General features: G+C 44.9%; 37 protein-coding genes. 32 read left to right on the top strand and 5 right to left on the bottom strand.

Annotated elements, in window-relative coordinates:
* The first annotated feature begins 30 nt into the window (after positions 1 to 30).
* From rpsG to rplQ, 31 genes are all read left to right on the top strand, one after another.
* Positions 31 to 501, top strand: a complete 471-nt coding sequence (rpsG, locus tag BCU34_RS12460; RefSeq protein WP_010435163.1) for a 30S ribosomal protein S7 — start codon at positions 31 to 33, stop codon at positions 499 to 501.
* Between the two features lie 166 nt (positions 502 to 667).
* Positions 668 to 2,764 (top strand): elongation factor G, encoded by a 2,097-nt coding sequence (fusA, locus tag BCU34_RS12455; protein ID WP_017061101.1) that lies wholly within the window; start codon positions 668 to 670, stop codon positions 2,762 to 2,764.
* Between the two features lie 147 nt (positions 2,765 to 2,911).
* Positions 2,912 to 4,096 carry an elongation factor Tu gene (gene tuf / locus BCU34_RS12450; protein ID WP_010435158.1) on the top strand — a complete coding sequence of 395 codons (1,185 nt, stop codon included), beginning with the start codon at positions 2,912 to 2,914 and terminating at the stop codon, positions 4,094 to 4,096.
* Positions 4,097 to 4,545: 449 nt separating this feature from the next.
* Positions 4,546 to 4,857 (top strand): 30S ribosomal protein S10, encoded by a 312-nt coding sequence (gene rpsJ / locus BCU34_RS12445; RefSeq protein WP_004736761.1) that lies wholly within the window; start codon positions 4,546 to 4,548, stop codon positions 4,855 to 4,857.
* A gap of 14 nt (positions 4,858 to 4,871) precedes the next feature.
* Positions 4,872 to 5,501: a 50S ribosomal protein L3 gene (gene rplC, locus BCU34_RS12440; RefSeq protein ID WP_004736763.1), complete on the top strand. Its 630-nt coding sequence runs from the start codon at positions 4,872 to 4,874 to the stop codon at positions 5,499 to 5,501.
* A gap of 16 nt (positions 5,502 to 5,517) precedes the next feature.
* Positions 5,518 to 6,120 (top strand): 50S ribosomal protein L4, encoded by a 603-nt coding sequence (gene rplD / locus BCU34_RS12435; protein WP_004738803.1) that lies wholly within the window; start codon positions 5,518 to 5,520, stop codon positions 6,118 to 6,120.
* Positions 6,117 to 6,419, top strand: coding sequence for a 50S ribosomal protein L23 (rplW, locus tag BCU34_RS12430; RefSeq protein WP_004736765.1), 303 nt, complete (start codon positions 6,117 to 6,119; stop codon positions 6,417 to 6,419). The genes rplD and rplW overlap by 4 nt, the downstream gene beginning before the upstream one ends.
* A 14-nt stretch (positions 6,420 to 6,433) precedes the next feature.
* On the top strand, positions 6,434 to 7,258 hold the full coding sequence (gene rplB, locus BCU34_RS12425) for a 50S ribosomal protein L2 (protein WP_010435149.1): 825 nt from the start codon (positions 6,434 to 6,436) through the stop codon (positions 7,256 to 7,258).
* 19 nt (positions 7,259 to 7,277) lie between these two features.
* Positions 7,278 to 7,556 (top strand): 30S ribosomal protein S19, encoded by a 279-nt coding sequence (gene rpsS / locus BCU34_RS12420; RefSeq protein WP_004736729.1) that lies wholly within the window; start codon positions 7,278 to 7,280, stop codon positions 7,554 to 7,556.
* Positions 7,557 to 7,566: 10 nt separating this feature from the next.
* Positions 7,567 to 7,899, top strand: a complete 333-nt coding sequence (gene rplV, locus BCU34_RS12415) for a 50S ribosomal protein L22 (RefSeq protein ID WP_004736732.1) — start codon at positions 7,567 to 7,569, stop codon at positions 7,897 to 7,899.
* A gap of 18 nt (positions 7,900 to 7,917) precedes the next feature.
* The gene (rpsC, locus tag BCU34_RS12410) at positions 7,918 to 8,616 is read left to right on the top strand and encodes a 30S ribosomal protein S3 (RefSeq protein WP_004736734.1); all 699 of its coding nucleotides are present in this window, start codon (positions 7,918 to 7,920) and stop codon (positions 8,614 to 8,616) included.
* 11 nt (positions 8,617 to 8,627) lie between these two features.
* Complete coding sequence (rplP, locus tag BCU34_RS12405) at positions 8,628 to 9,038, top strand: 50S ribosomal protein L16 (protein WP_004736736.1); 411 nt, start codon at positions 8,628 to 8,630, stop codon at positions 9,036 to 9,038.
* Positions 9,038 to 9,229, top strand: coding sequence for a 50S ribosomal protein L29 (gene rpmC / locus BCU34_RS12400; RefSeq protein ID WP_004736737.1), 192 nt, complete (start codon positions 9,038 to 9,040; stop codon positions 9,227 to 9,229). Before rplP ends, rpmC begins: the two co-directional genes overlap by 1 nt.
* A complete protein-coding gene (rpsQ, locus tag BCU34_RS12395) occupies positions 9,229 to 9,483 on the top strand; it encodes a 30S ribosomal protein S17 (RefSeq protein WP_004736739.1) in 255 nt (84 codons plus the stop codon). The genes rpmC and rpsQ overlap by 1 nt, the downstream gene beginning before the upstream one ends.
* A 162-nt stretch (positions 9,484 to 9,645) precedes the next feature.
* Complete coding sequence (gene rplN, locus BCU34_RS12390; RefSeq protein ID WP_004736740.1) at positions 9,646 to 10,017, top strand: 50S ribosomal protein L14; 372 nt, start codon at positions 9,646 to 9,648, stop codon at positions 10,015 to 10,017.
* An 11-nt stretch (positions 10,018 to 10,028) separates the two neighbouring features.
* A complete protein-coding gene (rplX, locus tag BCU34_RS12385; protein ID WP_004738792.1) occupies positions 10,029 to 10,346 on the top strand; it encodes a 50S ribosomal protein L24 in 318 nt (105 codons plus the stop codon).
* Between the two features lie 24 nt (positions 10,347 to 10,370).
* A complete protein-coding gene (gene rplE / locus BCU34_RS12380; RefSeq protein WP_004738790.1) occupies positions 10,371 to 10,910 on the top strand; it encodes a 50S ribosomal protein L5 in 540 nt (179 codons plus the stop codon).
* A gap of 16 nt (positions 10,911 to 10,926) precedes the next feature.
* The gene (gene rpsN, locus BCU34_RS12375) at positions 10,927 to 11,232 is read left to right on the top strand and encodes a 30S ribosomal protein S14 (RefSeq protein ID WP_004738789.1); all 306 of its coding nucleotides are present in this window, start codon (positions 10,927 to 10,929) and stop codon (positions 11,230 to 11,232) included.
* Between the two features lie 29 nt (positions 11,233 to 11,261).
* Positions 11,262 to 11,654: a 30S ribosomal protein S8 gene (gene rpsH, locus BCU34_RS12370; protein WP_017061309.1), complete on the top strand. Its 393-nt coding sequence runs from the start codon at positions 11,262 to 11,264 to the stop codon at positions 11,652 to 11,654.
* A 10-nt stretch (positions 11,655 to 11,664) separates the two neighbouring features.
* Positions 11,665 to 12,198 carry a 50S ribosomal protein L6 gene (gene rplF / locus BCU34_RS12365; protein WP_017061308.1) on the top strand — a complete coding sequence of 178 codons (534 nt, stop codon included), beginning with the start codon at positions 11,665 to 11,667 and terminating at the stop codon, positions 12,196 to 12,198.
* Positions 12,199 to 12,207: 9 nt separating this feature from the next.
* Entirely contained in the window at positions 12,208 to 12,561 is a 354-nt protein-coding gene (gene rplR / locus BCU34_RS12360) for a 50S ribosomal protein L18 (protein WP_004738784.1), read from the top strand.
* A gap of 14 nt (positions 12,562 to 12,575) precedes the next feature.
* Positions 12,576 to 13,076, top strand: coding sequence for a 30S ribosomal protein S5 (gene rpsE, locus BCU34_RS12355; RefSeq protein ID WP_017061307.1), 501 nt, complete (start codon positions 12,576 to 12,578; stop codon positions 13,074 to 13,076).
* A 7-nt stretch (positions 13,077 to 13,083) separates the two neighbouring features.
* A complete protein-coding gene (gene rpmD / locus BCU34_RS12350; RefSeq protein ID WP_004736756.1) occupies positions 13,084 to 13,260 on the top strand; it encodes a 50S ribosomal protein L30 in 177 nt (58 codons plus the stop codon).
* A 5-nt stretch (positions 13,261 to 13,265) separates the two neighbouring features.
* Positions 13,266 to 13,700: a 50S ribosomal protein L15 gene (rplO, locus tag BCU34_RS12345; protein ID WP_004736758.1), complete on the top strand. Its 435-nt coding sequence runs from the start codon at positions 13,266 to 13,268 to the stop codon at positions 13,698 to 13,700.
* Positions 13,701 to 13,720: 20 nt separating this feature from the next.
* The gene (secY, locus tag BCU34_RS12340) at positions 13,721 to 15,055 is read left to right on the top strand and encodes a preprotein translocase subunit SecY (protein ID WP_004738781.1); all 1,335 of its coding nucleotides are present in this window, start codon (positions 13,721 to 13,723) and stop codon (positions 15,053 to 15,055) included.
* A 41-nt stretch (positions 15,056 to 15,096) separates the two neighbouring features.
* Complete coding sequence (rpmJ, locus tag BCU34_RS12335; protein ID WP_000868186.1) at positions 15,097 to 15,210, top strand: 50S ribosomal protein L36; 114 nt, start codon at positions 15,097 to 15,099, stop codon at positions 15,208 to 15,210.
* Positions 15,211 to 15,358: 148 nt separating this feature from the next.
* A complete protein-coding gene (gene rpsM / locus BCU34_RS12330) occupies positions 15,359 to 15,715 on the top strand; it encodes a 30S ribosomal protein S13 (protein ID WP_004738779.1) in 357 nt (118 codons plus the stop codon).
* Between the two features lie 19 nt (positions 15,716 to 15,734).
* Complete coding sequence (gene rpsK, locus BCU34_RS12325; protein WP_004738778.1) at positions 15,735 to 16,124, top strand: 30S ribosomal protein S11; 390 nt, start codon at positions 15,735 to 15,737, stop codon at positions 16,122 to 16,124.
* Between the two features lie 31 nt (positions 16,125 to 16,155).
* The gene (gene rpsD, locus BCU34_RS12320; protein ID WP_004738777.1) at positions 16,156 to 16,776 is read left to right on the top strand and encodes a 30S ribosomal protein S4; all 621 of its coding nucleotides are present in this window, start codon (positions 16,156 to 16,158) and stop codon (positions 16,774 to 16,776) included.
* 22 nt (positions 16,777 to 16,798) lie between these two features.
* On the top strand, positions 16,799 to 17,791 hold the full coding sequence (locus BCU34_RS12315; RefSeq protein ID WP_102479441.1) for a DNA-directed RNA polymerase subunit alpha: 993 nt from the start codon (positions 16,799 to 16,801) through the stop codon (positions 17,789 to 17,791).
* A gap of 24 nt (positions 17,792 to 17,815) precedes the next feature.
* Complete coding sequence (gene rplQ / locus BCU34_RS12310; protein WP_004729812.1) at positions 17,816 to 18,196, top strand: 50S ribosomal protein L17; 381 nt, start codon at positions 17,816 to 17,818, stop codon at positions 18,194 to 18,196.
* A gap of 278 nt (positions 18,197 to 18,474) precedes the next feature.
* On the opposite strand, the gene BCU34_RS12305 is transcribed toward rplQ, so the two are convergent.
* Complete coding sequence (locus BCU34_RS12305; RefSeq protein ID WP_019825468.1) at positions 18,475 to 18,969, bottom strand: DUF2780 domain-containing protein; 495 nt, start codon at positions 18,967 to 18,969, stop codon at positions 18,475 to 18,477.
* A gap of 134 nt (positions 18,970 to 19,103) precedes the next feature.
* Positions 19,104 to 19,724: an FKBP-type peptidyl-prolyl cis-trans isomerase gene (locus BCU34_RS12300; protein WP_008220519.1), complete on the bottom strand. Its 621-nt coding sequence runs from the start codon at positions 19,722 to 19,724 to the stop codon at positions 19,104 to 19,106.
* A gap of 213 nt (positions 19,725 to 19,937) precedes the next feature.
* Between BCU34_RS12300 and BCU34_RS12295 the strand changes: the two genes are divergently transcribed.
* Positions 19,938 to 20,522, top strand: coding sequence for a LysM-like peptidoglycan-binding domain-containing protein (locus tag BCU34_RS12295; protein WP_102478724.1), 585 nt, complete (start codon positions 19,938 to 19,940; stop codon positions 20,520 to 20,522).
* A gap of 44 nt (positions 20,523 to 20,566) precedes the next feature.
* On the opposite strand, the gene BCU34_RS12290 is transcribed toward BCU34_RS12295, so the two are convergent.
* From BCU34_RS12290 to BCU34_RS12280, 3 genes are read right to left on the bottom strand one after another with little or no spacing between them, the layout of a single operon-like run.
* The gene (locus BCU34_RS12290; RefSeq protein WP_102478725.1) at positions 20,567 to 21,415 is read right to left on the bottom strand and encodes a DMT family transporter; all 849 of its coding nucleotides are present in this window, start codon (positions 21,413 to 21,415) and stop codon (positions 20,567 to 20,569) included.
* Positions 21,415 to 21,867, bottom strand: a complete 453-nt coding sequence (locus tag BCU34_RS12285; RefSeq protein ID WP_060983539.1) for a GNAT family N-acetyltransferase — start codon at positions 21,865 to 21,867, stop codon at positions 21,415 to 21,417. The genes BCU34_RS12290 and BCU34_RS12285 overlap by 1 nt, the downstream gene beginning before the upstream one ends.
* Positions 21,868 to 21,924: 57 nt before the next feature.
* Positions 21,925 to 22,491: a Crp/Fnr family transcriptional regulator gene (locus tag BCU34_RS12280; RefSeq protein ID WP_102478726.1), complete on the bottom strand. Its 567-nt coding sequence runs from the start codon at positions 22,489 to 22,491 to the stop codon at positions 21,925 to 21,927.
* Between the last annotated feature and the right edge of the window lie 27 nt (positions 22,492 to 22,518).

The raw sequence follows: 22,518 nt of genomic DNA, 5'->3' as shown, positions 1-22,518 counted from the left end.
AAAACCTGAAGAAGACAACGGAGAATATCCATGCCACGTCGTCGCGTAATAGGTCAGCGTAAGATCCTTCCAGATCCTAAGTTCAAATCTGAATTGCTGGCAAAATTCGTTAACATCCTTATGGTTGACGGAAAGAAATCTACTGCAGAGAAAATCGTTTACACTGCACTAGATTCAATGGCTGAGAAGTCTGGTAAAGACCACTTAGCTGTATTTGAAGAAGCTCTTGAAAATGTTCGCCCAGCGGTAGAAGTTAAATCTCGCCGTGTAGGTGGTTCAACTTACCAAGTACCTGTAGAAGTTCGTCCGGTTCGCCGTAACGCTCTTGCTATGCGTTGGGTAGTTGAAGCTGCGCGTAAGCGTGGTGAAAAATCTATGGCTCAACGCCTAGCTGCTGAAATGCTAGACGCGTCTGAGAACAAAGGTACTGCGGTTAAGAAACGTGAAGACGTTCACCGCATGGCTGACGCAAACAAAGCGTTCGCACATTACCGTTGGTAATACCTTTTTAGTGCTGCAAGGTTCCTTGCAGCACTTCTTTAGTTCCTATGCTTATGCTAGGAACTATTGCTATTTCTAGGGCAAGCAATTTTTAGCGAAGCATCGCTTTTAACGCATAATCTAGGCATAGCAATAGTCCCTAAGTCTCTAATAAGAGGATTCAACCGTGGCTCGTAAAACTCCTATAGAGCAATACCGTAATATCGGTATCGTTGCTCACGTAGATGCAGGTAAAACAACCACAAGTGAACGTATTCTGTTCTATACCGGTCTTTCTCATAAAATCGGCGAAGTTCACGATGGTGCAGCAACCATGGACTGGATGGAGCAAGAGCAAGAGCGCGGTATTACGATCACTTCAGCAGCAACCACTACGTTTTGGCGTGGTATGGAAGCTCAGTTCTCGGACCACCGTATCAACATCATCGACACTCCTGGACACGTTGACTTCACAATCGAAGTAGAACGTTCTTTGCGTGTACTTGATGGTGCAGTTGTTGTGTTCTGTGGCTCATCTGGTGTTGAACCTCAGTCAGAGACAGTATGGCGTCAAGCTGATAAGTACCAAGTTCCACGTATGGTTTTCGTTAATAAAATGGACCGTACCGGCGCAGACTTCTTGCGCGTAGTTGAACAGATCAAGGACCGCCTAGGCGCAACTCCTGTTCCAATTCAACTGAACATTGGTGCTGAAGAAAACTTCCAAGGCGTTGTCGATCTTATCAAGATGAAGGCAATTAACTGGAACGAAGCTGACCAAGGCATGACTTTTACGTACGAAGATATCCCTGCAGACATGCAAGAAATGGCTGAAGAATATCGTACAGAACTTGTTGAAGCTGCTGCAGAAGCAAATGAAGAGCTGATGGATAAGTACCTTGAAGAAGGTGAACTAACAGAAGCTGAAATCAAACAAGGTCTTCGTACTCGTACCCTTAATAATGAAATCGTACTTGCTACTTGTGGTAGTGCATTCAAAAACAAAGGTGTACAAGCTGTTCTAGATGCAGTTGTTGATTTCCTTCCTTCTCCAGTCGATGTACCTGCAATTAAGGGTATCGATGAAGACGAGAACGAAGCAGAGCGTCACGCAGACGACAAAGAACCGTTCTCAGCGCTAGCATTCAAGATTGCAACAGACCCATTCGTTGGTACTTTAACTTTCATCCGTGTTTACTCTGGTGTTGTTGAAAGCGGTAAAACAGCTTACAACTCTGTGAAGAAACAACGTGAACGCTTAGGTCGCATTGTTCAAATGCACTCAAACAAGCGTGAAGAAGTAAAAGAAGTACGAGCAGGTGACATCGCAGCCATCATTGGCCTGAAAGATGTGACTACTGGTGAAACCCTTTGTGACCAGAACCATAAGATTGTTCTTGAGCGCATGGAGTTCCCAGACCCAGTTATTCAGATCGTTGTAGAGCCAAGCTCTCAAGCTGATCAAGATAAAATGACTATCGCTCTAGGTAAACTAGCAGCGGAAGACCCATCGTTCCGCGTTGATATGGATGCGGAAACTGGCCAGACTCTAATTTCTGGTATGGGTGAACTACACTTAGATATCATCGTTGACCGTATGAAGCGTGAATTTAGCGTGAACTGCAACGTTGGTAACCCGCAAGTGGCTTACCGTGAGACTATTCGTGGTACAGCGAAAGCGGAAGGTAAATTTATCCGTGAACATGGTGGTAAAGGTCAGTACGGTCACGTATGGCTGAAACTGGAACCATCAGAAGCTGGCGAAGGCTTTGTCTTTGTGGATGAAATTGCCAATGGTATCGTACCGAAAGAGTTTATTGCTTCAGTCGCTAAAGGCGTTGAAGAGCAGATGAACAATGGTGTGCTTGCTGGCTATCCAGTTTTGGATATCAAAGCTACACTATATGATGGTTCTTACCATGAAACAGATTCAAGTGAGATGGCGTTTACAATCGCTGCCTCTATGGCTTTCAGAACGGGTGCACTTGAAGCGCAACCAGTTTTGCTTGAGCCTATGATGAAAGTTGAAGTAACTACTCCAGAAGACTGGATGGGTGACGTTGTTGGCGATATTAACCGTCGTCGCGGCATCATCGAAGGTATGGACGAGGGGACAGCTGGCCTGAAGATAATTCGTGCACAAGTTCCGTTGTCTGTCATGTTCGGTTACGCAACTGATTTACGTTCTGCGACACAAGGTCGTGCTTCTTACTCTATGGAGTTTAGTGAGTACGCTGAAGTGCCTAACAATGTTGCAAAAGCAATCATTGCAGAGCGTGGTTAAACAAAAGGAAGGCATTTTTTTTCATTTTTTGAAAGAACAATGCGTCCAAATATTGCGCTAACGAGAGTTGGCGCATAAAATAGCAATTTCTGGCGCGTCTCGCTCAATAATGAACGTGGCGAATCATAACTAGGAAGGAACACGATTGTGTCTAAAGAAAAATTTGAACGTACGAAACCGCACGTAAACGTTGGTACTATCGGCCACGTTGACCACGGTAAAACAACTCTAACTGCTGCTATCTGTACTACTCTTGCAAAAGTATACGGCGGTGTTGCTAAAGATTTCGCATCTATCGATAACGCTCCAGAAGAGCGTGAGCGCGGTATCACAATCGCAACTTCTCACGTTGAGTACGACACTCCAGCACGTCACTACGCACACGTAGACTGTCCAGGACACGCGGATTATGTTAAAAACATGATCACTGGTGCTGCACAAATGGACGGCGGTATCCTAGTTGTTGCTGCGACTGACGGCCCTATGCCTCAAACTCGTGAGCACATCCTACTTGGTCGTCAAGTTGGTATCCCTTACATCATCGTATTCATGAACAAATGTGACATGGTTGATGACGAAGAGCTACTTGAGCTAGTTGAGATGGAAGTTCGTGAACTTCTTTCTGAATACGACTTCCCAGGTGATGACCTACCAGTTATCCAAGGTTCTGCACTTGGCGCACTAAACGGCGAGAAGCAGTGGGAAGACAAGATCGTTGAGCTTGCAGAAGCACTAGATTCTTACATTCCTGAGCCAGAGCGTGCAGTTGACCAACCGTTCCTACTACCAATTGAAGATGTATTCTCAATCCAAGGTCGTGGTACTGTTGTAACTGGTCGTATCGAGCGCGGTATCCTACGTGTAGGTGACGAAGTAGAAATCGTTGGTATCAAAGAGACTACTCTTACTACTTGTACTGGTGTTGAAATGTTCCGTAAACTGCTTGACGAAGGTCGTGCAGGTGAGAACGTTGGTGCACTTCTACGTGGTACTAAGCGTGATGACGTTGAACGTGGTCAAGTACTTTCTGCGAAAGGTTCTATCAACCCACACACTAAGTTTGAGTCTGAAGTATACGTACTTTCTAAAGACGAAGGCGGCCGTCACACTCCTTTCTTCAAAGGTTACCGTCCACAGTTCTACTTCCGTACAACTGACGTAACAGGCGACATCACTCTACCAGAAGGCGTAGAAATGGTAATGCCAGGTGACAACGTTCAAATGACTGTTGAGCTAATCGCTCCAATCGCAATGGACGAAGGTCTACGTTTCGCAATCCGCGAAGGTGGCCGTACAGTTGGTGCTGGTGTTGTAGCTAAAATCTTCGCTTAATAGCATTTAGATTTTTGGACACTCTTCATTAGAAGAGCACGCATCTGAAAAAAAGGGAAGCTTCGGCTTCCCTTTTGTTTTCTCTAAAGAAATATCACCTTCCATCTATCTTCTTCTCTCTCGATACAAAACCAACTTCCAATAAATTCCGATTATTTTTCCAACACTACTTGCATACTAAAGTGTGATCTGTATAATGCATCGCACTGGCTAACGCTGGTTGTGAACCAATGAGCACTGAGGAGTAGGTCTTACCTAGTAATGTATACTCAGCTTATGTTCGCGGTTAATAAAAATAGTAAACTTTTTGTTTGCTTCAAAAGTTAACTGACAATGCGTCCTAATTTTGGATGCTACGGTTTCACATAAATCAATCGGCATTCTCTCGTTTTATCGGGTTTGAGTGGCGATATTGTTTGTGTAATTTTTAATAATTGGAGCTCTGTCTCATGCAGAACCAACGTATTCGTATCCGCCTTAAAGCGTTTGATTACAAGCTAATCGATGCTTCAACTGCGGAAATCGTTGAAACAGCAAAACGTACTGGCGCACAGGTTCGTGGTCCTATTCCACTTCCTACTCGTAAAGAGCGTTTCACTGTTCTTACCTCTCCACACGTCAACAAAGATGCACGTGATCAGTACGAAATCCGTACTCACAAGCGTTTGATCGACATCGTTGAGCCAACAGATAAAACTGTTGATGCTCTAATGCGTCTTGATCTTGCAGCTGGCGTTGATGTTCAAATCAGCCTAGGTTAAGGGAGATAAGAATAATGATTGGTCTAGTCGGACGTAAAGTGGGTATGACCCGCGTATTTACTGAAGAAGGCGTTTCTATCCCAGTAACTGTTGTTGAGGTTGAAGCGAACCGTATTTCTCAAGTTAAAACTCTTGAGACAGACGGCTACGCAGCAATCCAAGTAACTACTGGTGCTAAGAAAGCTAACCGTGTAACTAAACCTGAAGCTGGTCACTTCGCGAAAGCGGGTGTAGAAGCAGGTCGCGGTCTTTGGGAATTCCGTTTAGAAAACGGCGAAGAGTTTGAAGTTGGCGCTGAGCTAAACGTAGAACTTTTCAACGAAATTAAAAAAGTAGACGTTACTGGTACATCTAAAGGTAAAGGCTTCCAAGGCGCTATCAAGCGTTGGAACTTCTCTACTCAAGATATGACTCACGGTAACTCTTTGTCTCACCGCGCACCGGGTTCAATTGGCCAATGTCAAACTCCAGGCCGCGTGTTTAAAGGCAAGAAAATGGCAGGTCACATGGGTGCTGAGCGTGTAACGACTCAAAACCTAGAGATCGTACGTGTTGACGCTGAGCGCAATCTACTCCTTATTAAAGGTGCAGTACCGGGCTCAACAGGCGGAAACGTGATCGTAAAACCTGCTGTTAAAGCATAACGTCTAGGAGTAAGTAATGGAATTGATGGTTAAAGGTGCTGATGCACTAACTGTTTCCGAGACTACTTTCGGACGTGACTTCAACGAAGCTCTTGTACACCAAGTAGTTGTTGCATATGCAGCAGGTGCTCGTCAAGGTACTCGTGCTCAAAAGACTCGTTCTGAAGTATCTGGCGGTGGCGCTAAGCCATGGCGTCAAAAAGGTACTGGCCGCGCACGTGCTGGTACAATTCGTAGCCCAATCTGGCGTACAGGTGGTGTTACTTTTGCTGCGAAACCACAAGATCACAGCCAAAAAGTAAACAAAAAAATGTACCGCGGTGCTATGAAGAGCATTCTTTCTGAGCTAGTTCGTCAAGAGCGTTTAATCGTTGTTGATAACTTCTCTGTAGAAGCACCAAAAACAAAAGAACTTGTAGCTAAGCTTAAAGAGCTTGAGCTAAGCGACGTTCTGATTGTGACTGGCGAAGTAGATGAAAATCTATTCTTAGCTGCTCGTAACCTATACAAAGTAGATGCACGTGATGTTGCTGGTGTTGATCCAGTATCACTAATCGCTTTCGACAAGGTTCTAATGACTGCTGACGCAGTTAAGCAAGTTGAGGAGATGCTAGCATGATCACTGAAGAGCGTATCTTAAAAGTTCTACGTGCTCCGCACATCTCTGAAAAAGCAACTATGGCAGCTGAGAAAGCGAACACTATCGTTTTCAAAGTAGCTAAAGATGCAACTAAGAAAGAGATCAAAGCAGCTGTAGAAAAGCTATTTGAAGTTGAAGTTAAGTCTGTAAATACTCTTGTATTAAAGGGTAAGACCAAACGTCAAGGTATGCGTGAAGGCCGTCGTTCAGACGTGAAAAAAGCCTACGTTACTTTGAAAGAAGGTCAAGATCTTGACTTCGTTGGCGGCGCGGAATAACAGGAGTAGTAAAAATGGCTATTGTTAAATGTAAGCCGACTTCCCCTGGTCGTCGTCACGTCGTTAAAGTTGTTAACGCTGACCTACACAAGGGTAAGCCATACGCACCACTTCTAGAGAAAAACTCTAAGAACGGTGGTCGTAACAACAACGGTCGTATTACAGTACGTCACATCGGTGGTGGTCATAAGCACCATTACCGTGTAATTGACTTCAAACGTACTAAAGATGGCATCCCAGCGAAAGTTGAGCGTCTAGAATACGATCCAAACCGTAGTGCTAACATCGCTCTAGTTCTGTACGCAGACGGTGAGCGTCGTTACATCATTGCACCTAAAGGTGTTAACGCAGGCGACCAGATTCAATCTGGCGTAGATGCTGCAATCAAAGCAGGTAACACTCTGCCGATGCGCAACATCCCAGTAGGTTCTACTGTACACTGTGTTGAACTTAAGCCTGGTAAAGGTGCTCAACTAGCTCGTTCGGCTGGTGCTTATGCTCAAATCATCGCTCGCGATGGTGCATACGTAACTATCCGTCTACGTTCTGGTGAGATGCGCAAAGTACTTTCTGAAGGTCGTGCAACGATCGGTGAAGTTGGTAACTCTGAGCATATGCTACGTGAACTTGGTAAAGCTGGTGCTTCACGCTGGCGCGGCGTACGTCCAACCGTACGTGGTGTAGTAATGAACCCGGTGGATCACCCACATGGTGGTGGTGAAGGCCGCACATCTGGTGGTCGTCACCCAGTTTCTCCTTGGGGCGTTCCTACTAAGGGCTTCAAGACTCGTAAGAACAAGCGCACTGACAAGTACATCGTACGTCGTCGCACTAAATAATTTATAAAGAGGAATCGCCATGCCACGTTCTCTCAAGAAAGGTCCTTTTATTGACCTACACTTGCTGAAGAAGGTAGAGAAAGCGGTGGAAAGCGGAGACAAAAAGCCTATTAAGACTTGGTCCCGTCGCTCAATGATCATCCCAACAATGATTGGTTTGACCATCGCTGTCCATAATGGTCGTCAGCACGTTCCAGTTTTCGTTACCGAAGAAATGATCGGTCACAAACTGGGCGAATTTGCACCAACTCGTACTTATCGCGGTCATGCTGCAGATAAGAAAGCTAAGAAGAAATAAGGAGTAGATGATGGAAGCTTTAGCTAAACATAACTTTGCTCGTATTTCTCCACAGAAAGCTCGCTTAGTTGCAGACCAAATTCGCGGTAAGTCGGTAGACCAAGCTCTAGAAATTCTAACTTTCAGCAACAAAAAAGCTGCTGTATTAGTTAAGAAGGTTCTTGAGTCAGCTATCGCTAACGCGGAACATAACGAAGGTGCAGATATCGACGATCTAAATGTCGCTAAAATCTTCGTAGATGAGGGCCCTATCATGAAGCGTATTATGCCTCGTGCTAAAGGTCGTGCGGATCGTATCTTGAAGCGTTCAAGCCACATCACTATTGTTGTAGCAGATCGCTAAAGACTAGGAGAGTAAGCAATGGGTCAGAAAGTACATCCTAATGGTATTCGTCTTGGCATCGTTAAGCCTTGGAATGCTACATGGTTTGCTAATACCAACGAATTCGCTGACAACCTAGACGGCGACTTCAAGGTACGTCAGTTCCTTACAAAGGAACTACAAAAAGCATCATTATCTCGTATCGTTATCGAGCGTCCAGCTAAGAGCATCCGTGTGACTATTCACACTGCTCGTCCTGGCGTTGTTATCGGTAAGAAAGGTGAAGACGTAGAGAAGCTACGCGCAGCTGTAGCTAAAATCGCAGGTGTACCAGCGCAAATTAACATCGCTGAAGTACGTAAGCCTGAGCTAGATGGTCAGCTTGTAGCTGATAGCATCGCGTCTCAACTAGAGCGTCGTGTTATGTTCCGTCGTGCAATGAAGCGTGCGGTACAAAATGCTATGCGTCTAGGCGCTAAAGGCATCAAAGTACAAGTAGGCGGCCGTCTTGGCGGTGCTGAAATCGCACGTTCTGAGTGGTACCGTGAAGGCCGTGTGCCTCTACACACTCTACGTGCAGACATTGATTACGCAACTTCTTCGGCTCACACTCAATACGGTGTGATCGGCATTAAAGTTTGGATCTTCAAAGGTGAGATTCTAGGCGGTATGCCAGCTGCTAACGCAGTAGAGCCAAAAGGCGATAAGCCTAAGAAGCAGCGTAAAGGCCGTAAGTAAGGAGTCGAACGATGCTACAACCAAAACGTACTAAGTTCCGCAAGGTTATGACTGGTCGTAACCGTGGTCTAGCTAAAGGTACTGAAGTAAGCTTCGGCGAATTCGGTCTTAAAGCTGTTGGCCGTGGTCGTCTGACTGCACGTCAAATCGAAGCGGCACGTCGTGCTATGACACGTCACATTAAGCGTCAAGGTCAAATCTGGATCCGTGTATTCCCAGACAAGCCGATTACTGAAAAGCCTCTTGAAGTTCGTCAAGGTAAAGGTAAAGGTTCAGTTGCGTACTGGGTTGCTCAAATCCAACCAGGCAAAGTTATGTACGAGATGAATGGCGTACCTGAAGAGTTGGCACGTGAAGCGTTCCGCCTAGCGGCACGTAAACTGCCTGTTAAAACTACTTTTGTAACTAAGCAGGTGATGTGATGAAAGCACAAGATCTACGCGAAAAGAACGTTGAAGAGCTTAACGCTGAGCTATTGAATTTGCTACGTGAACAGTTCAACTTGCGCATGCAAGCTGCAACTGGTCAACTACAGCAAACTCATACTCTAAAAGCTGTACGCCGTGACATCGCACGTGTGAAAACTGTTTTGACTGAAAAGGCAGGCGCATAATGAGCGAAACTAACCGCATCCAGCAAGGCCGTGTAGTAAGTGACAAGATGGACAAGTCTATCGTTGTTGCTATTGAACGCACTGTAAAACACCCAATTTACGGTAAGTTCATCAAACGCACGACTAAAGTACACGCACACGACGAAGACAACACTTGTGGCCTAGGCGACAAAGTTGAAATCGCTGAGTGTCGTCCTCTGTCTAAGACTAAGTCTTGGACATTGGTTAAAGTTCTAGAAAAAGCGAAGATTTAATCTTTGTAATTCTATAACTTATAAGCGGCTCCAAATAATTTTTTGGAGCCGCTTGTTTTTTGTCTACCCAATTTAAAAAAAGGGTGGTACAATTCGCGTCCCTTTTAAAGAGGCAGCCCGACCCGAGAGGGTCTAGTTTTAATATTTAGCGGAGCACTAACAATGATCCAGATGCAAAGTACACTTGACGCAGCAGATAACTCTGGCGCGCGCAAGGTAATGTGTATTAAGGTTCTGGGTGGCTCTCACCGCCGTTATGCACATATCGGTGACGTCATCAAGGTTACAGTGAAGGAAGCGATTCCTCGCGGTAAAGTAAAAAAAGGTGATGTTCTGAAGGCGGTAGTAGTGCGCACCCGTAAAGGCGTTCGTCGCCCAGACGGTTCTGTCATTCGCTTCGACAGTAATGCTTGTGTATTGTTAAATGACACTACTGAGCAACCAGTCGGCACACGTATCTTTGGTCCTGTGACTCGTGAACTTCGTAACGCGAAATTCATGAAGATTGTATCACTAGCACCTGAAGTTCTGTAAGGAGCGGCAATATGGCAGCTAAAATCCGTCGTAATGACGAAGTAATCATTCTTGCTGGTAAAGATAAAGGCAAGAAAGGTAAAGTAACTAAGGTTCTGACAACTGGTAAAGTTATCGTTGAAGGCATCAACCTTGTTAAGAAACACCAAAAGCCGGTTCCGGCTCTAGGTCAACAAGGTGGCATCGTTGAACAAGAAGCAGCTATTGATGCTTCTAACGTTGCTGTTTTTAACGCGGCTACTGGTAAAGCAGACCGTATCGGTTTCCGTATCGAAGATGGCAAGAAAGTTCGTTTCTTCAAATCTAACGGCGAAACTGTTTCTAACTAATTAGAAGTAATTTGGAGTTCTACTATGGCGAAACTGCATGATTACTACAAGTCGTCTGTAGTCGCTGAGCTTACCAAAGAGTTCAGCTACACAAGCGTCATGCAAGTCCCTAGGATTGAGAAAATCACCCTAAACATGGGCGTTGGTGAAGCAATCAACGATAAGAAACTGCTAGAAAACGCAGCAGCTGATATGGCAACGATCTCTGGTCAAAAGCCACTTATCACTAAAGCGCGTAAATCTGTAGCTGGTTTCAAAATTCGTGAAGGCTACCCAATTGGTTGTAAAGTAACCTTGCGTGGTGAGCGCATGTGGGAATTTTTAGAGCGTTTAATCTCTATCGCACTTCCACGTGTACGTGATTTCCGTGGTGTTAGCGCTAAGTCTTTTGACGGTCGCGGTAACTACAGCATGGGCGTTCGCGAGCAAATCATCTTTCCGGAAATCGACTACGATAAAGTCGATCGTGTCCGCGGTCTTGATATTACTATCACGACTTCTGCGGGTTCCGATGAGGAAGGCCGAGCTCTGCTGGCTGCCTTTAACTTCCCATTCCGTAAGTAAGGGTAGGGTTACTGTTATGGCTAAACAATCAATGAAAGCACGTGAAGCTAAACGTGCAAAACTAGTAGCTAAGTTCGCTGAAAAGCGTTCTGCGCTAAAAGTTATCATTAGCGATGTAAACGCATCTGAAGAAGATCGTTGGAATGCGGTTCTTAAACTGCAATCTCTTCCACGTGATTCAAGTGCATCACGTCAGCGCAACCGTTGCAACCAAACTGGTCGTCCACACGGTTACCTACGTAAATTCGGTCTAAGCCGCATTAAGGTTCGTGAAGCTTGCATGAAAGGCGAGATTCCGGGTCTTCGTAAGGCTAGCTGGTAATTGCCACTTAATCATTTGGAGTAAATCTTATGAGCATGCAAGATCCGATTTCGGATATGCTGACCCGAGTTCGTAACGGTCAGGCAGCAAACAAAGTTGCTGTAAAAATGCCTTCTTCAAAGCTTAAAGTTGCAATTGCTGCATTACTTAAAGCTGAAGGTTACATCGTAGACTTCGCTGTTAACAGCGAAGCAAAACCTGAGCTAGAAGTTACTCTTAAGTACTTCCAAGCTAAACCTGTAATCGAGCAAATCAAGCGTGTATCACGTCCTGGTCTAAGAGTTTATAAAAATAAAGACTCTTTACCTACAGTGATGGGTGGTCTTGGTATTGCAGTTGTTTCTACTTCCAAGGGTCTGATGTCTGACCGTGCTGCTCGTAAAGCAGGTCTTGGCGGTGAAATCATCTGTTACGTAGCTTAAGGAGTAGATTATGTCTCGTGTTGCTAAAGCACCTGTCGCTATTCCAGCTGGCGTAGAGGTGAAACTAAACGGCCAAGAAGTTACTGTAAAAGGTAGCAAAGGTGAGCTTACTCGCGTTCTTAACAGCGCCGTAGTTATTGCACAGGAAGAAACCAACCTAACTTTCGGTCCGAAAGAAGGTGTTACTAACGCATGGGCACAAGCTGGTACAGCTCGCGCTCTAGTTAATAACATGGTTATGGGTGTTACTGAGGGCTTCACTAAGAAGCTAACTCTTAAGGGTGTTGGTTACCGTGCTGCTATGAAAGGCAACTCTGTAGCTCTAACTCTTGGTTTTTCTCACCCAGTAGAGCACGCTCTACCTGAAGGTATTAAAGCTGAGTGCCCTAGCCAAACTGAGATCATCATTACTGGTTGCGATAAGCAAGTAGTAGGTCAAGTTGCGGCTGACATTCGTTCTTACCGTGCTCCTGAGCCTTACAAAGGCAAAGGTGTTCGTTACGCAGATGAAAATGTGCGTACTAAAGAAGCTAAGAAGAAGTAAGGTATCACTATGGATAAGAAAGCATCTCGCATCCGTCGTGCTACACGTGCACGTCGTAAGATTGCAGAACTTGGTGCAACTCGCCTGGTAGTACACCGTACTCCTCGCCATGTTTACGCACAAGTTATCGCGGCAAACGGCTCTGAGGTTATCGCAGCTGCTTCTACTGTAGAAAAAGCGATCCGTGAGCAAGTTAAGAACACTGGTAACGTTGATGCAGCTAAAGCAGTTGGTAAAGCTGTTGCTGAGCGCGCTCTTGAAAAAGGCGTAGCTTCAGTTGCATTTGATCGTTCTGGTTTCCAATACCACGGTCGAGTAGCGGCGCTAGCAGAATCTGCTCGCGAAGCTGGTCTGAAATTCTAAGGTAGGGTTGGAAGATGGCTAAAGAACAACAACAAGCTAATGATTTGCAAGAAAAGCTGATCGCAGTTAACCGTGTATCTAAGACGGTTAAAGGTGGTCGAATCATGAGCTTTACTGCACTAACAGTAGTTGGTGACGGTAACGGTCGCGTAGGTTTCGGTTACGGCAAAGCTCGTGAAGTACCTGCTGCGATTCAAAAAGCAATGGAAAAAGCGCGCCGTAACATGGTTACAGTATCGCTTAACGAAGGCACTCTTCACCACCCGGTGAAAGGTCGTCATTCGGGCTCTAAAGTTTACATGCAGCCAGCTGCAGAAGGTACAGGTGTTATTGCCGGTGGTGCAATGCGTGCTGTACTTGAAGTTGCGGGCGTACATAACGTACTTTCTAAAGCATACGGTTCAACGAACCCGATCAACATCGTTCGTGCAACGATTGGTGCTCTAGTAGACGTTAAGTCACCAGAAATGGTTGCTGCTAAACGTGGTCTAACTGTTGAATCTATTTCGGAGTAAGCACACGATGGCAACTATTAAAGTAACTCAAACTAAAAGCTCAATTGGTCGCCTACCTAAGCACAAAGCGTGTCTTAAAGGTCTAGGTCTTCGTCGCATCAACCATACAGTAGAACTTGAAGATACTCCGTGCGTACGCGGTATGATCAACAAGGTTTACTACATGGTTAAGATTGAGGAGTAATCAGAATGCGTTTGAATACTCTATCACCGGCTGCTGGCTCTAAACCTTCTAAGAAGCGTGTAGGTCGTGGTATCGGTTCTGGCCTTGGTAAAACAGGTGGCCGCGGTCACAAAGGTCAAAAGTCACGTTCTGGCGGCTCTGTTCGTCCAGGTTTTGAAGGCGGTCAAATGCCTCTAAAACAACGTCTACCTAAATTCGGTTTCACTTCTCGTAAGAGCCTAGTGTCTGCTGAAGTTCGTCTAGCTGAGCTAGCGAAAGTAACAGGTGACGTAGTTGATCTTAACAGCCTTAAAGCTGCTAACGTTATCACTAAGAACATCGAATTTGTTAAGATCGTTCTTTCTGGTGACCTAAGCAAAGCTGTGACTGTTAAAGGTCTACGCGTGACTAAAGGCGCTAAAGCTGCAATCGAAGCTGCAGGCGGTAAAATCGAGGAATAATCTCGAGGAACGAGGTACAGATGGCTAAGAAACCAGGACAAGATTTTCGTAGTGCTCAGAGCGGCTTAAGTGAACTAAAGTCGCGCTTATTATTCGTAATTGGTGCACTTTTAGTATTCCGAGCCGGCTCTTTTGTGCCGATCCCTGGTATTGACGCAGCTGTACTTGCCGATTTGTTCGATCAGCAAAAAGGTACCATCGTTGAAATGTTTAACATGTTCTCCGGTGGTGCTCTTGAGCGTGCATCTATATTAGCATTGGGTATCATGCCGTACATTTCGGCATCGATCGTAGTCCAATTGCTAACTGTAGTTCATCCAGCGTTAGCGGAACTCAAGAAAGAGGGTGAAGCAGGCCGTCGTAAGATAAGCCAATATACACGCTACGGCACGCTTGTACTTGCAACATTCCAAGCTATTGGTATCGCAACAGGCTTACCAAACATGGTCGACAATCTGGTTGTTATCAACCAAACCATGTTTACGCTTATTGCTACCGTGAGTTTAGTAACTGGTACCATGTTCTTAATGTGGTTAGGTGAACAAATCACTGAGCGAGGAATCGGTAATGGTATTTCCATTCTGATTTTTGCAGGTATTGTTGCTGGATTGCCTTCTGCAATCGGTCAAACAATCGAGCAAGCGCGTCAAGGTGAATTGCATGTGCTTCTTCTGCTGTTGATTGCTGTATTGTCTTTTGCTGTTATTTACTTCGTAGTTTTCATGGAGCGTGGTCAACGTCGTATCGTCGTTAACTATGCGAAACGTCAACAAGGTCGTAAAGTTTTTGCAGCACAAAGCTCTCACTTGCCTCTTAAGATTAATATGGCAGGTGTTATTCCAGCGATTTTTGCATCGAGTATTATTTTGTTCCCAGGAACATTAGCACAGTGGTTTGGTCAAAATGGTGAAAGCAGCGCGTTCGGTTGGTTAACTGACGTGTCATTAGCTCTTAGCCCAGGTCAACCTTTGTATGTAATGCTTTATGCAGCAGCTATAATCTTCTTCTGTTTCTTCTATACAGCGTTGGTGTTTAACCCACGTGAAACAGCTGATAACTTGAAGAAGTCTGGTGCATTCGTACCCGGTATCCGCCCAGGTGAGCAGACAGCGAAATATATCGATAAAGTGATGACTAGACTAACCCTTGCGGGCGCTCTATACATTACTTTTATATGTCTGATTCCTGAGTTCATGATGGTCGCGTGGAACGTTCGTTTCTACTTCGGCGGCACATCACTACTAATCGTAGTGGTAGTTATCATGGATTTCATGGCACAGGTACAGACTCATCTGATGTCACAACAGTATGATTCTGTGTTAAAGAAAGCGAATCTGAAAGGTTACGGCCGTTAATTCGGTGGTAATTATTTCGATTCCATTTACGGAGTTTAGCAATGAAAGTTCGTGCTTCCGTTAAAAAAATCTGCCGTAACTGTAAAGTTATCAAGCGTAACGGTGTCGTTCGCGTGATTTGCAGTGAGCCAAAGCATAAGCAACGCCAAGGCTAATTAGCAGAAATTTTTACTTGAAATACAAGGTAGAGTCGAGTATATTCCTCGGCCTACCTTTTGCGTGCAAAAGAAGTAGTATGCCGCAGCGTATCCATAACGGGCTTTGCTGCGGATAATTCTTTTATGAACCCCTTAGGAGTGAATAATGGCCCGTATAGCCGGCATTAACATTCCTGATCATAAGCATTCTGTAATTGCACTTACTGCAATCTACGGTATCGGTAAAACTCGCTCTCAAGCTATTCTAGCTGAAGTGGGTATTGCTGAAGATGCTAAGATCAGTGAACTAACTGAAGAGCAGATCGATCAACTGCGTGATGGTGTAGCTAAGTACACTGTAGAAGGTGATCTACGTCGTGAAGTATCGATGAACATCAAGCGTCTTATGGACCTTGGCTGTTACCGCGGTCTTCGTCATCGTCGCAGTCTACCACTACGTGGACAGCGTACTAAAACCAACGCTCGCACCCGTAAGGGTCCGCGCAAGCCGATCAAGAAATAGTCGGATAAGGTAGAGTACAATGGCAAAACAACCAACTCGCGCGCGTAAGCGCGTACGCAAGCAAGTAGCTGATGGCGTAGCGCACATTCATGCTTCTTTCAACAACACAATCGTAACTATCACTGACCGTCAAGGCAACGCTCTTGCATGGGCTACAGCAGGTGGTTCAGGTTTCCGTGGTTCTCGTAAATCTACTCCGTTCGCAGCACAAGTTGCAGCTGAGCGTTGTGGTGAAATGGCTAAAGAATATGGCCTAAAGAACTTGGAAGTTATGGTTAAGGGTCCAGGTCCAGGTCGCGAATCTACTGTTCGTGCACTGAACGCTGCTGGTTTCCGTATCACTAACATTGTTGATGCGACACCAATCCCTCATAACGGTTGTCGTCCACCTAAGAAACGTCGCGTTTAAGTTTCGTTTCTAGGAATATTGGAGAAAGATCATGGCAAGATATTTGGGTCCTAAGCTGAAGCTTAGCCGTCGCGAAGGTACTGACTTATTCCTTAAGTCTGGTGTCCGTGCGATCGATACCAAGTGTAAAATTGATAACGCACCAGGTGTACACGGCGCTCGTCGCGGTCGTCTATCTGAGTATGGCGTTCAGCTTCGTGAGAAGCAAAAAGTTCGTCGTATCTACGGCGTTCTAGAAAAACAATTCCGCAACTACTACAAAGAAGCTGCACGTCTTAAAGGCAACACAGGTGCAAACCTGCTTCAGCTTCTTGAAGGTCGTCTTGATAACGTAGTTTACCGTATGGGCTTTGGCGCTACTCGTGCTGAATCTCGTCAACTAGTTAGCCACAAGTCTATCCTAGTTAACGGTAAAGTTGTAAACGTTCCTTCTTTCAAAGTAGCGGCAAACGACGTTGTTTCTATCCGCGAGAAAGCTAAACAGCAATCTCGTATTAAAGCGGCTCTAGAAGTTGCTGAACAACGTGAAAAGCCAACTTGGATTGAAGTAGATGCTGGCAAAATGGAAGGTACATTCAAGCGTATGCCTGAGCGTTCTGACCTATCAGCTGACATCAATGAACACTTGATCGTCGAACTTTACTCTAAGTAAGGTTAAAAAAAGAGAGGACACAATGCAGGGTTCTGTAACAGAATTTCTTAAGCCGCGTCTTGTTGACATTGAACAGATCAATACGACACACGCGAAAGTAACTCTTGAGCCATTAGAGCGCGGTTTCGGCCACACTCTAGGTAATGCTCTTCGCCGCATTCTTCTATCTTCTATGCCGGGTTGTGCCATAACAGAAGTTGAAATTGAAGGTGTGCTACACGAATACAGCACTAAAGAAGGCGTTCAGGAAGATATCCTGGAAATCCTTCTAAACCTTAAAGGTTTGGCTGTACGCGTTGCTGAAGGCAAAGATGAAGTGTTTATTACACTGAACAAATCAGGCTCAGGCCCTGTTGTTGCAGGTGACATCACCCACGATGGTGATGTAGAGATCGCTAACCCTGAGCACGTAATTTGTCACCTAACGGATGACAATGCTGAGATCGCTATGCGTATCAAAGTAGAACGTGGTCGTGGTTACGTTCCAGCTTCAGCTCGCATCCATACTGAAGAAGATGAGCGTCCTATCGGTCGTCTACTAGTTGACGCTACTTACAGCCCGGTTGATAAAATCGCTTACGCTGTAGAAGCGGCACGTGTAGAGCAACGTACTGATTTAGACAAGCTTGTTATCGATATGGAAACGAACGGTACTCTAGAACCTGAGGAAGCAATTCGTCGTGCAGCTACTATTTTAGCTGAACAACTGGATGCGTTCGTAGATCTTCGTGATGTACGTGTACCTGAGGAGAAGGAAGAGAAGCCAGAATTCGATCCTATCCTACTACGTCCTGTAGACGATCTTGAACTAACAGTTCGCTCTGCTAACTGTTTGAAAGCAGAAGCGATTCACTACATCGGTGATCTTGTACAGCGCACTGAGGTTGAGCTACTTAAAACGCCAAACCTTGGTAAGAAATCTCTTACAGAGATTAAAGATGTGCTTGCTTCACGTGGTCTTTCTCTAGGCATGCGTCTAGAAAACTGGCCACCAGCGTCAATCGCTGAAGATTAATCGAAAAGTTAGAAGGATTAGGTCATGCGCCATCGTAAAAGTGGTCGTCAACTCAACCGCAACAGCAGTCATCGCAAAGCGATGTTCAGCAACATGGCTAGCTCTCTTGTTCGTCACGAAGTTATTAAAACTACCGTGCCTAAAGCAAAAGAACTACGTCGCGTAATTGAGCCATTGATTACCCTAGCTAAGACAGACAGTGTTGCTAACCGTCGTCTTGCATTTGCTCGCACTCGTGATAACGAAGTTGTAGCAAAACTATTTAATGAACTAGGCCCGCGTTTCGCGGCTCGCCAAGGTGGTTACACTCGCATTCTTAAATGTGGTTTCCGTACTGGTGATAAAGCTCCAATGGCTTACATTGAGCTTGTAGACCGCCCAGCTGCTGAAGAAGCTGCTGAGTAATCTATACTAGATTCTTAATACAAAAGCCGAGCATTAGCTCGGCTTTTTTGTATCTGTCGAATAAGGAATAGATATTAGAAATTGCACCATGATGTTTGGCATTTTTGCTTGTCTTATCTGCTCCATTTTTCAACAATATCTCATCTCATCTCATCTCATCTCATCTCATCTCATCTCATCTCATCTCATCTCATCTCAAATATCTTTTCTTCCACGCATAAAAAAGAGCACCGAAGTGCCCTTATCAAATTCTTAAGCTAGCTATTAATAACTAACGGTTATTGCCATATAGCTGCAAGTGAATCCATCAAGCCGCTTGTTGCGCCTTGAGATTGCAGTGTTTGCAGAATGATTGGTGCAAACGTTGATACCATCGATGGATCCATACCTAAACTAGAAAAGGCACTTTCAACTGCGCCTTGTGAGTTTAGTAGTGATGATAGCCCCGTAGACTCAAGAGTCGACATGCCAGGAATCAGCGTTGTAAGTTCTTTGTTGTCAGCAGTGCCAAGAGAGTTTTGAGCAAGAGCCAACATTGAACCGATACCGCCAATAGCTTGATCGCTGGTAACAGAAGCTTGGTCGGCAACGGTATCTGCAAGCGGCGTTGTTTCGTTTTGTTGAGACCACATATTCACTGCTGCCATTAGTGCAGTTTGGGATAGTTGGGAATAGTTAGTATCTGATGATGAACTGGTTTGTTCAGAGTCACTAGTGCTAGCGCAAGAGACAACAGCAAGGCTGCTTAAAACTGTGATGAGTACTTTCTTCATTATTCGTCCTTAAGTAATAAAGTAATTTACTCTTTCACTATAAACGAAAAACGGCGATGTAGTCACATCGCCGTTGGATTATTTCAATTTTATTTGCCTATAGTATTTTGTTTTACTATAGGTTTTTATAAAAATTAAAGAATTGCTAGAAGTTCTACTTCAAATACTAGAGCAGCAAATGGTGGGATTGCAGCACCTGCGCCACGCTCACCGTATGCTAGATCTTGAGGGATGTATAGCTTCCACTTAGAACCAACAGGCATCATTTGTAGAGCTTGTACCCAACCTTGAATTACGCCAGTTACTGGGAACTCAGCAGGTTGACCGCGAGATACAGAGCTGTCGAAAACAGTACCGTCAGTTAGTTCGCCGTGGTAGTGAACACGTACTTGCTTGTCTGCAGTTGGGATTTCGCCAGTACCTTCAGTTAGTACTTCGTACTGAAGACCAGACTCAAGAACCGTTACTTCTGAACGAAGAGCGTTGTCAGCTAGGAAAGCTTCGCCGTCAGCAGCAGCAGCTTTAGCTAGTTCTTGACGTGCAGCTTCACCACGAGTGTGTAGCTCTTGTAGTGCGTTGTTGATTTCGTCAACTTCGATAGCTGGCATGTCGCCAACTAGAGCTGTTGCGATACCAGCAGCGATTGCGTCAACGTTTAGGCCTTCAAGACCAGAACCAGCAAGTTGTTGGCCCATTTGTAGACCGATACCGTAGCTAGCTTTTTGCTCTACAGTTTCAAATTTTACTTCAGACATGAAAAGTCACTCTTTTTGTCAGTACGAAAAGGGTAAGAATACCAGTATTAGCAGCGTGAAGAAACGGCTAGCCTCTGATCACTTGCGCTTTACCGTGCCCAAATCACAGCCATGTCAATTTTCTCGCTTTGAGCCTTGTTGTGACGGAAAGATCTATACTGTTGGTACTTTGGTTTTTATACTGTAGTTATTCAATGTATAGGACGCAGTGGTATGAATCGTCGTCAAAAGAAAAAACAGAAAGTTGACCACTTAGCAGAATTCAAGGATCGACTGAATCAGGTCAAAGAGAAATTGAGTTCGATCGATGTGAAGAAAATGAAAACCTCGACAGCGCAAACTTTGGGCTCATTGCCGAAGTTACACCAAAGACTGTTGATGGTGATTTCTCCGATCGTACTGATATTACTTTTTGTGCCGCTACCAGAACCTAAAGTAGACGTTGCGCCAACAACATCGCGCGTTGAGCTAGAGATAAACACCGTTGGCTTAAGCGAACAGCAAAATGCCAAGAGCAGTTCATCAGAAACGAGCAACAACAACTGGCAGGAGTACCTCGTAAAGCAAGGGGATACGTTAGCACAGGTTTTTCGAAACAACGATTTACCGTTGTCGGACTTGAATGCGCTAGTGCGTATTGAAGGCTCAGACAAACCACTAAGTCAGATTCGTAAAGGCCAGTTAGTTCGATTCAAACTGGCCGAGACCGGGCAGCTTGATATCCTGCAGTTAGAGAAAGGCAACACATCGGTGATGTTCTTCCGCTTGTCTGATGGCGGCTTTGGCCGTAGTAAATAAGTGCCTTGCTTGAGTTATGAACTCAACAGCACGATAGAAAAGAGCTAAGCATTAGCTCTTTTTTTTGGTCGCTTAAAAGGGGCGAGTGGCAAGATGATCAGCATGATACCGATAAAGGTTAATGTATCTGGAATCTCATCGAACCAAATGGCGCCTATTAGCGCGACAAACACCAAGCCTGAATATTCAGCCAAGGCAATTTGGCTAGAGTGTGCTTTTTGGTAGGCAGTAACCGCAAGGCCGTTATAGCTTAAGATGAGTGTTGCACTTAGTGCTATGTATCCTAAGTGCTCGACAGACACAGGTTGCCAGTATAAGAAGCACAGTATCAATGATGCAGGAATAGAGAATAAGGTTGTCCACCACAGCGTTGTGACAACAGTTTGTTCGCTAGGCAGCTTTCTTACGAGTACATTAAATAGTGCGAGGGTGAGTGCTGTACCTAAAGCAAACAGTGCTGCCCAATGAAATTGTGATGGCCTCAATACAATTAATGTACCAATAAAACCTATGGTAGTGGCGATGACCTTGCCGAGTGCAGGTTGCTCTTTCAATAACAACATAGAGAGCGGCAACATCAATAAAGGCGCGACATAAAATACAGCGTTGGCGGTTGCCAAAGACAAGTGAGTGATCGCGACCAGCATACACCCACTACCGATTAGAATTAATTGACCTCGAATGAAGGTTACTTTGGCTTGCTGTAAGCATCGTTGTTCTTTTTTCTGCTGTAACCACAGTGGGGTGATGATCAGCAGAGATATCAACTGTCGGAAAAAAATATACTGAAGAGGCGGTACCTCGCCATTCAATAGCTTTACTGCTACATCGGAAAGCGAGGCAAACAAATTACCTGCAACCAACAATAGAATACCGGCAGTGATATTCGTCATTATTTTTCTAATCTCATATCTACATGAGGAATGTCATCTTCCAGATACATCTCAGAGATCGTCTTGAATCCATGACTTTCATAGAAACTTTCTAGGTGCTCTTGTGCACCAATATCTATGGTCGTGCCAGGCCAAAGAGACTCACAGTGTGTTAATGCTTCTTTCAATAATTGGTGGCCTAAGCCATCACCTCTTGCTGATTGCTTAGTTGCCACTCGGCCGATGCTGGTGTTGTCATAACTCGTGCCCGGCGGTAATAAGCGAGCACACGCCACTAACTCCTCATCGGCGTAACCAAGAAGGTGGTGAACACCAGCGAATGTGTCTTTACCGTCAAGCTCTGGATAAGGGCAGGTTTGCTCAACCACAAATACATCTACTCGTAATTTAAGTAGTTGATAAAGCTGATGTGTTGAAAGTTCAGAGAAAGGAATTGAGTGCCAAGTGATCATGTTTACATCCAGAGGTTATCGATGCTCTGAATGTACTATGCGTGATGATTGTTGGCATTAACTAATGTTAATTCGACCTTTAATTCTGCTCAAACTTATCGCGGTTATTCCTAAGTAGGCGGCAATTTGATTGTCGTTGAGGCGTTGTTCAAGGTCTGGGTAGTGTTCGCAGAAAAGCTGGTAACGTTGCTCAGGGGTATAAAGCAGCATGAAGCGTTCTTTGTTTTCCTTATGCATCAGTTGTGTTTCTAACAGCTTTAAATACAAAGGGTTATTCGATGCACGCCACTCGATTACTGCATTCATTGGCAGTTCTAACATTGTGATGGGGGTGAGTGTTTCTAATAGGTAAGGGGAAGCTTGGTTTTTTATCAGACTCTCAAAGCCGATGATCCAATCTTGTTCCCAGTAGAACTCTTTGCTGTATTGCTTACCATCATCAGTGAGGTAGCAAGCATGGCACAAGCCTTCAAGTACGAAGTAGATTGAGCCAGCCATCTCACCTTGGTTAATAAGAATGTGTCTGGTCGGTAGCTCAAGTGGCTTGGCGACGGCGACTAGAGATTCAATCTGACTTTCTGAGAAGTCGAAGCTTTGCAGTTGTTCGATAAAAGAGGTGTGCATGAAAATAACCTAACCCAAATAAGTGCC

The organism is Vibrio sp. 10N.286.45.E10 (assembly GCF_002874195.2).
GTDB classification, from domain to species: Bacteria; Pseudomonadota; Gammaproteobacteria; order Enterobacterales; family Vibrionaceae; genus Vibrio; species Vibrio crassostreae.
The sequence above is the reverse complement of the archived record's forward strand: the minus strand, read 5'-3'. Positions and strand labels throughout refer to the sequence as shown.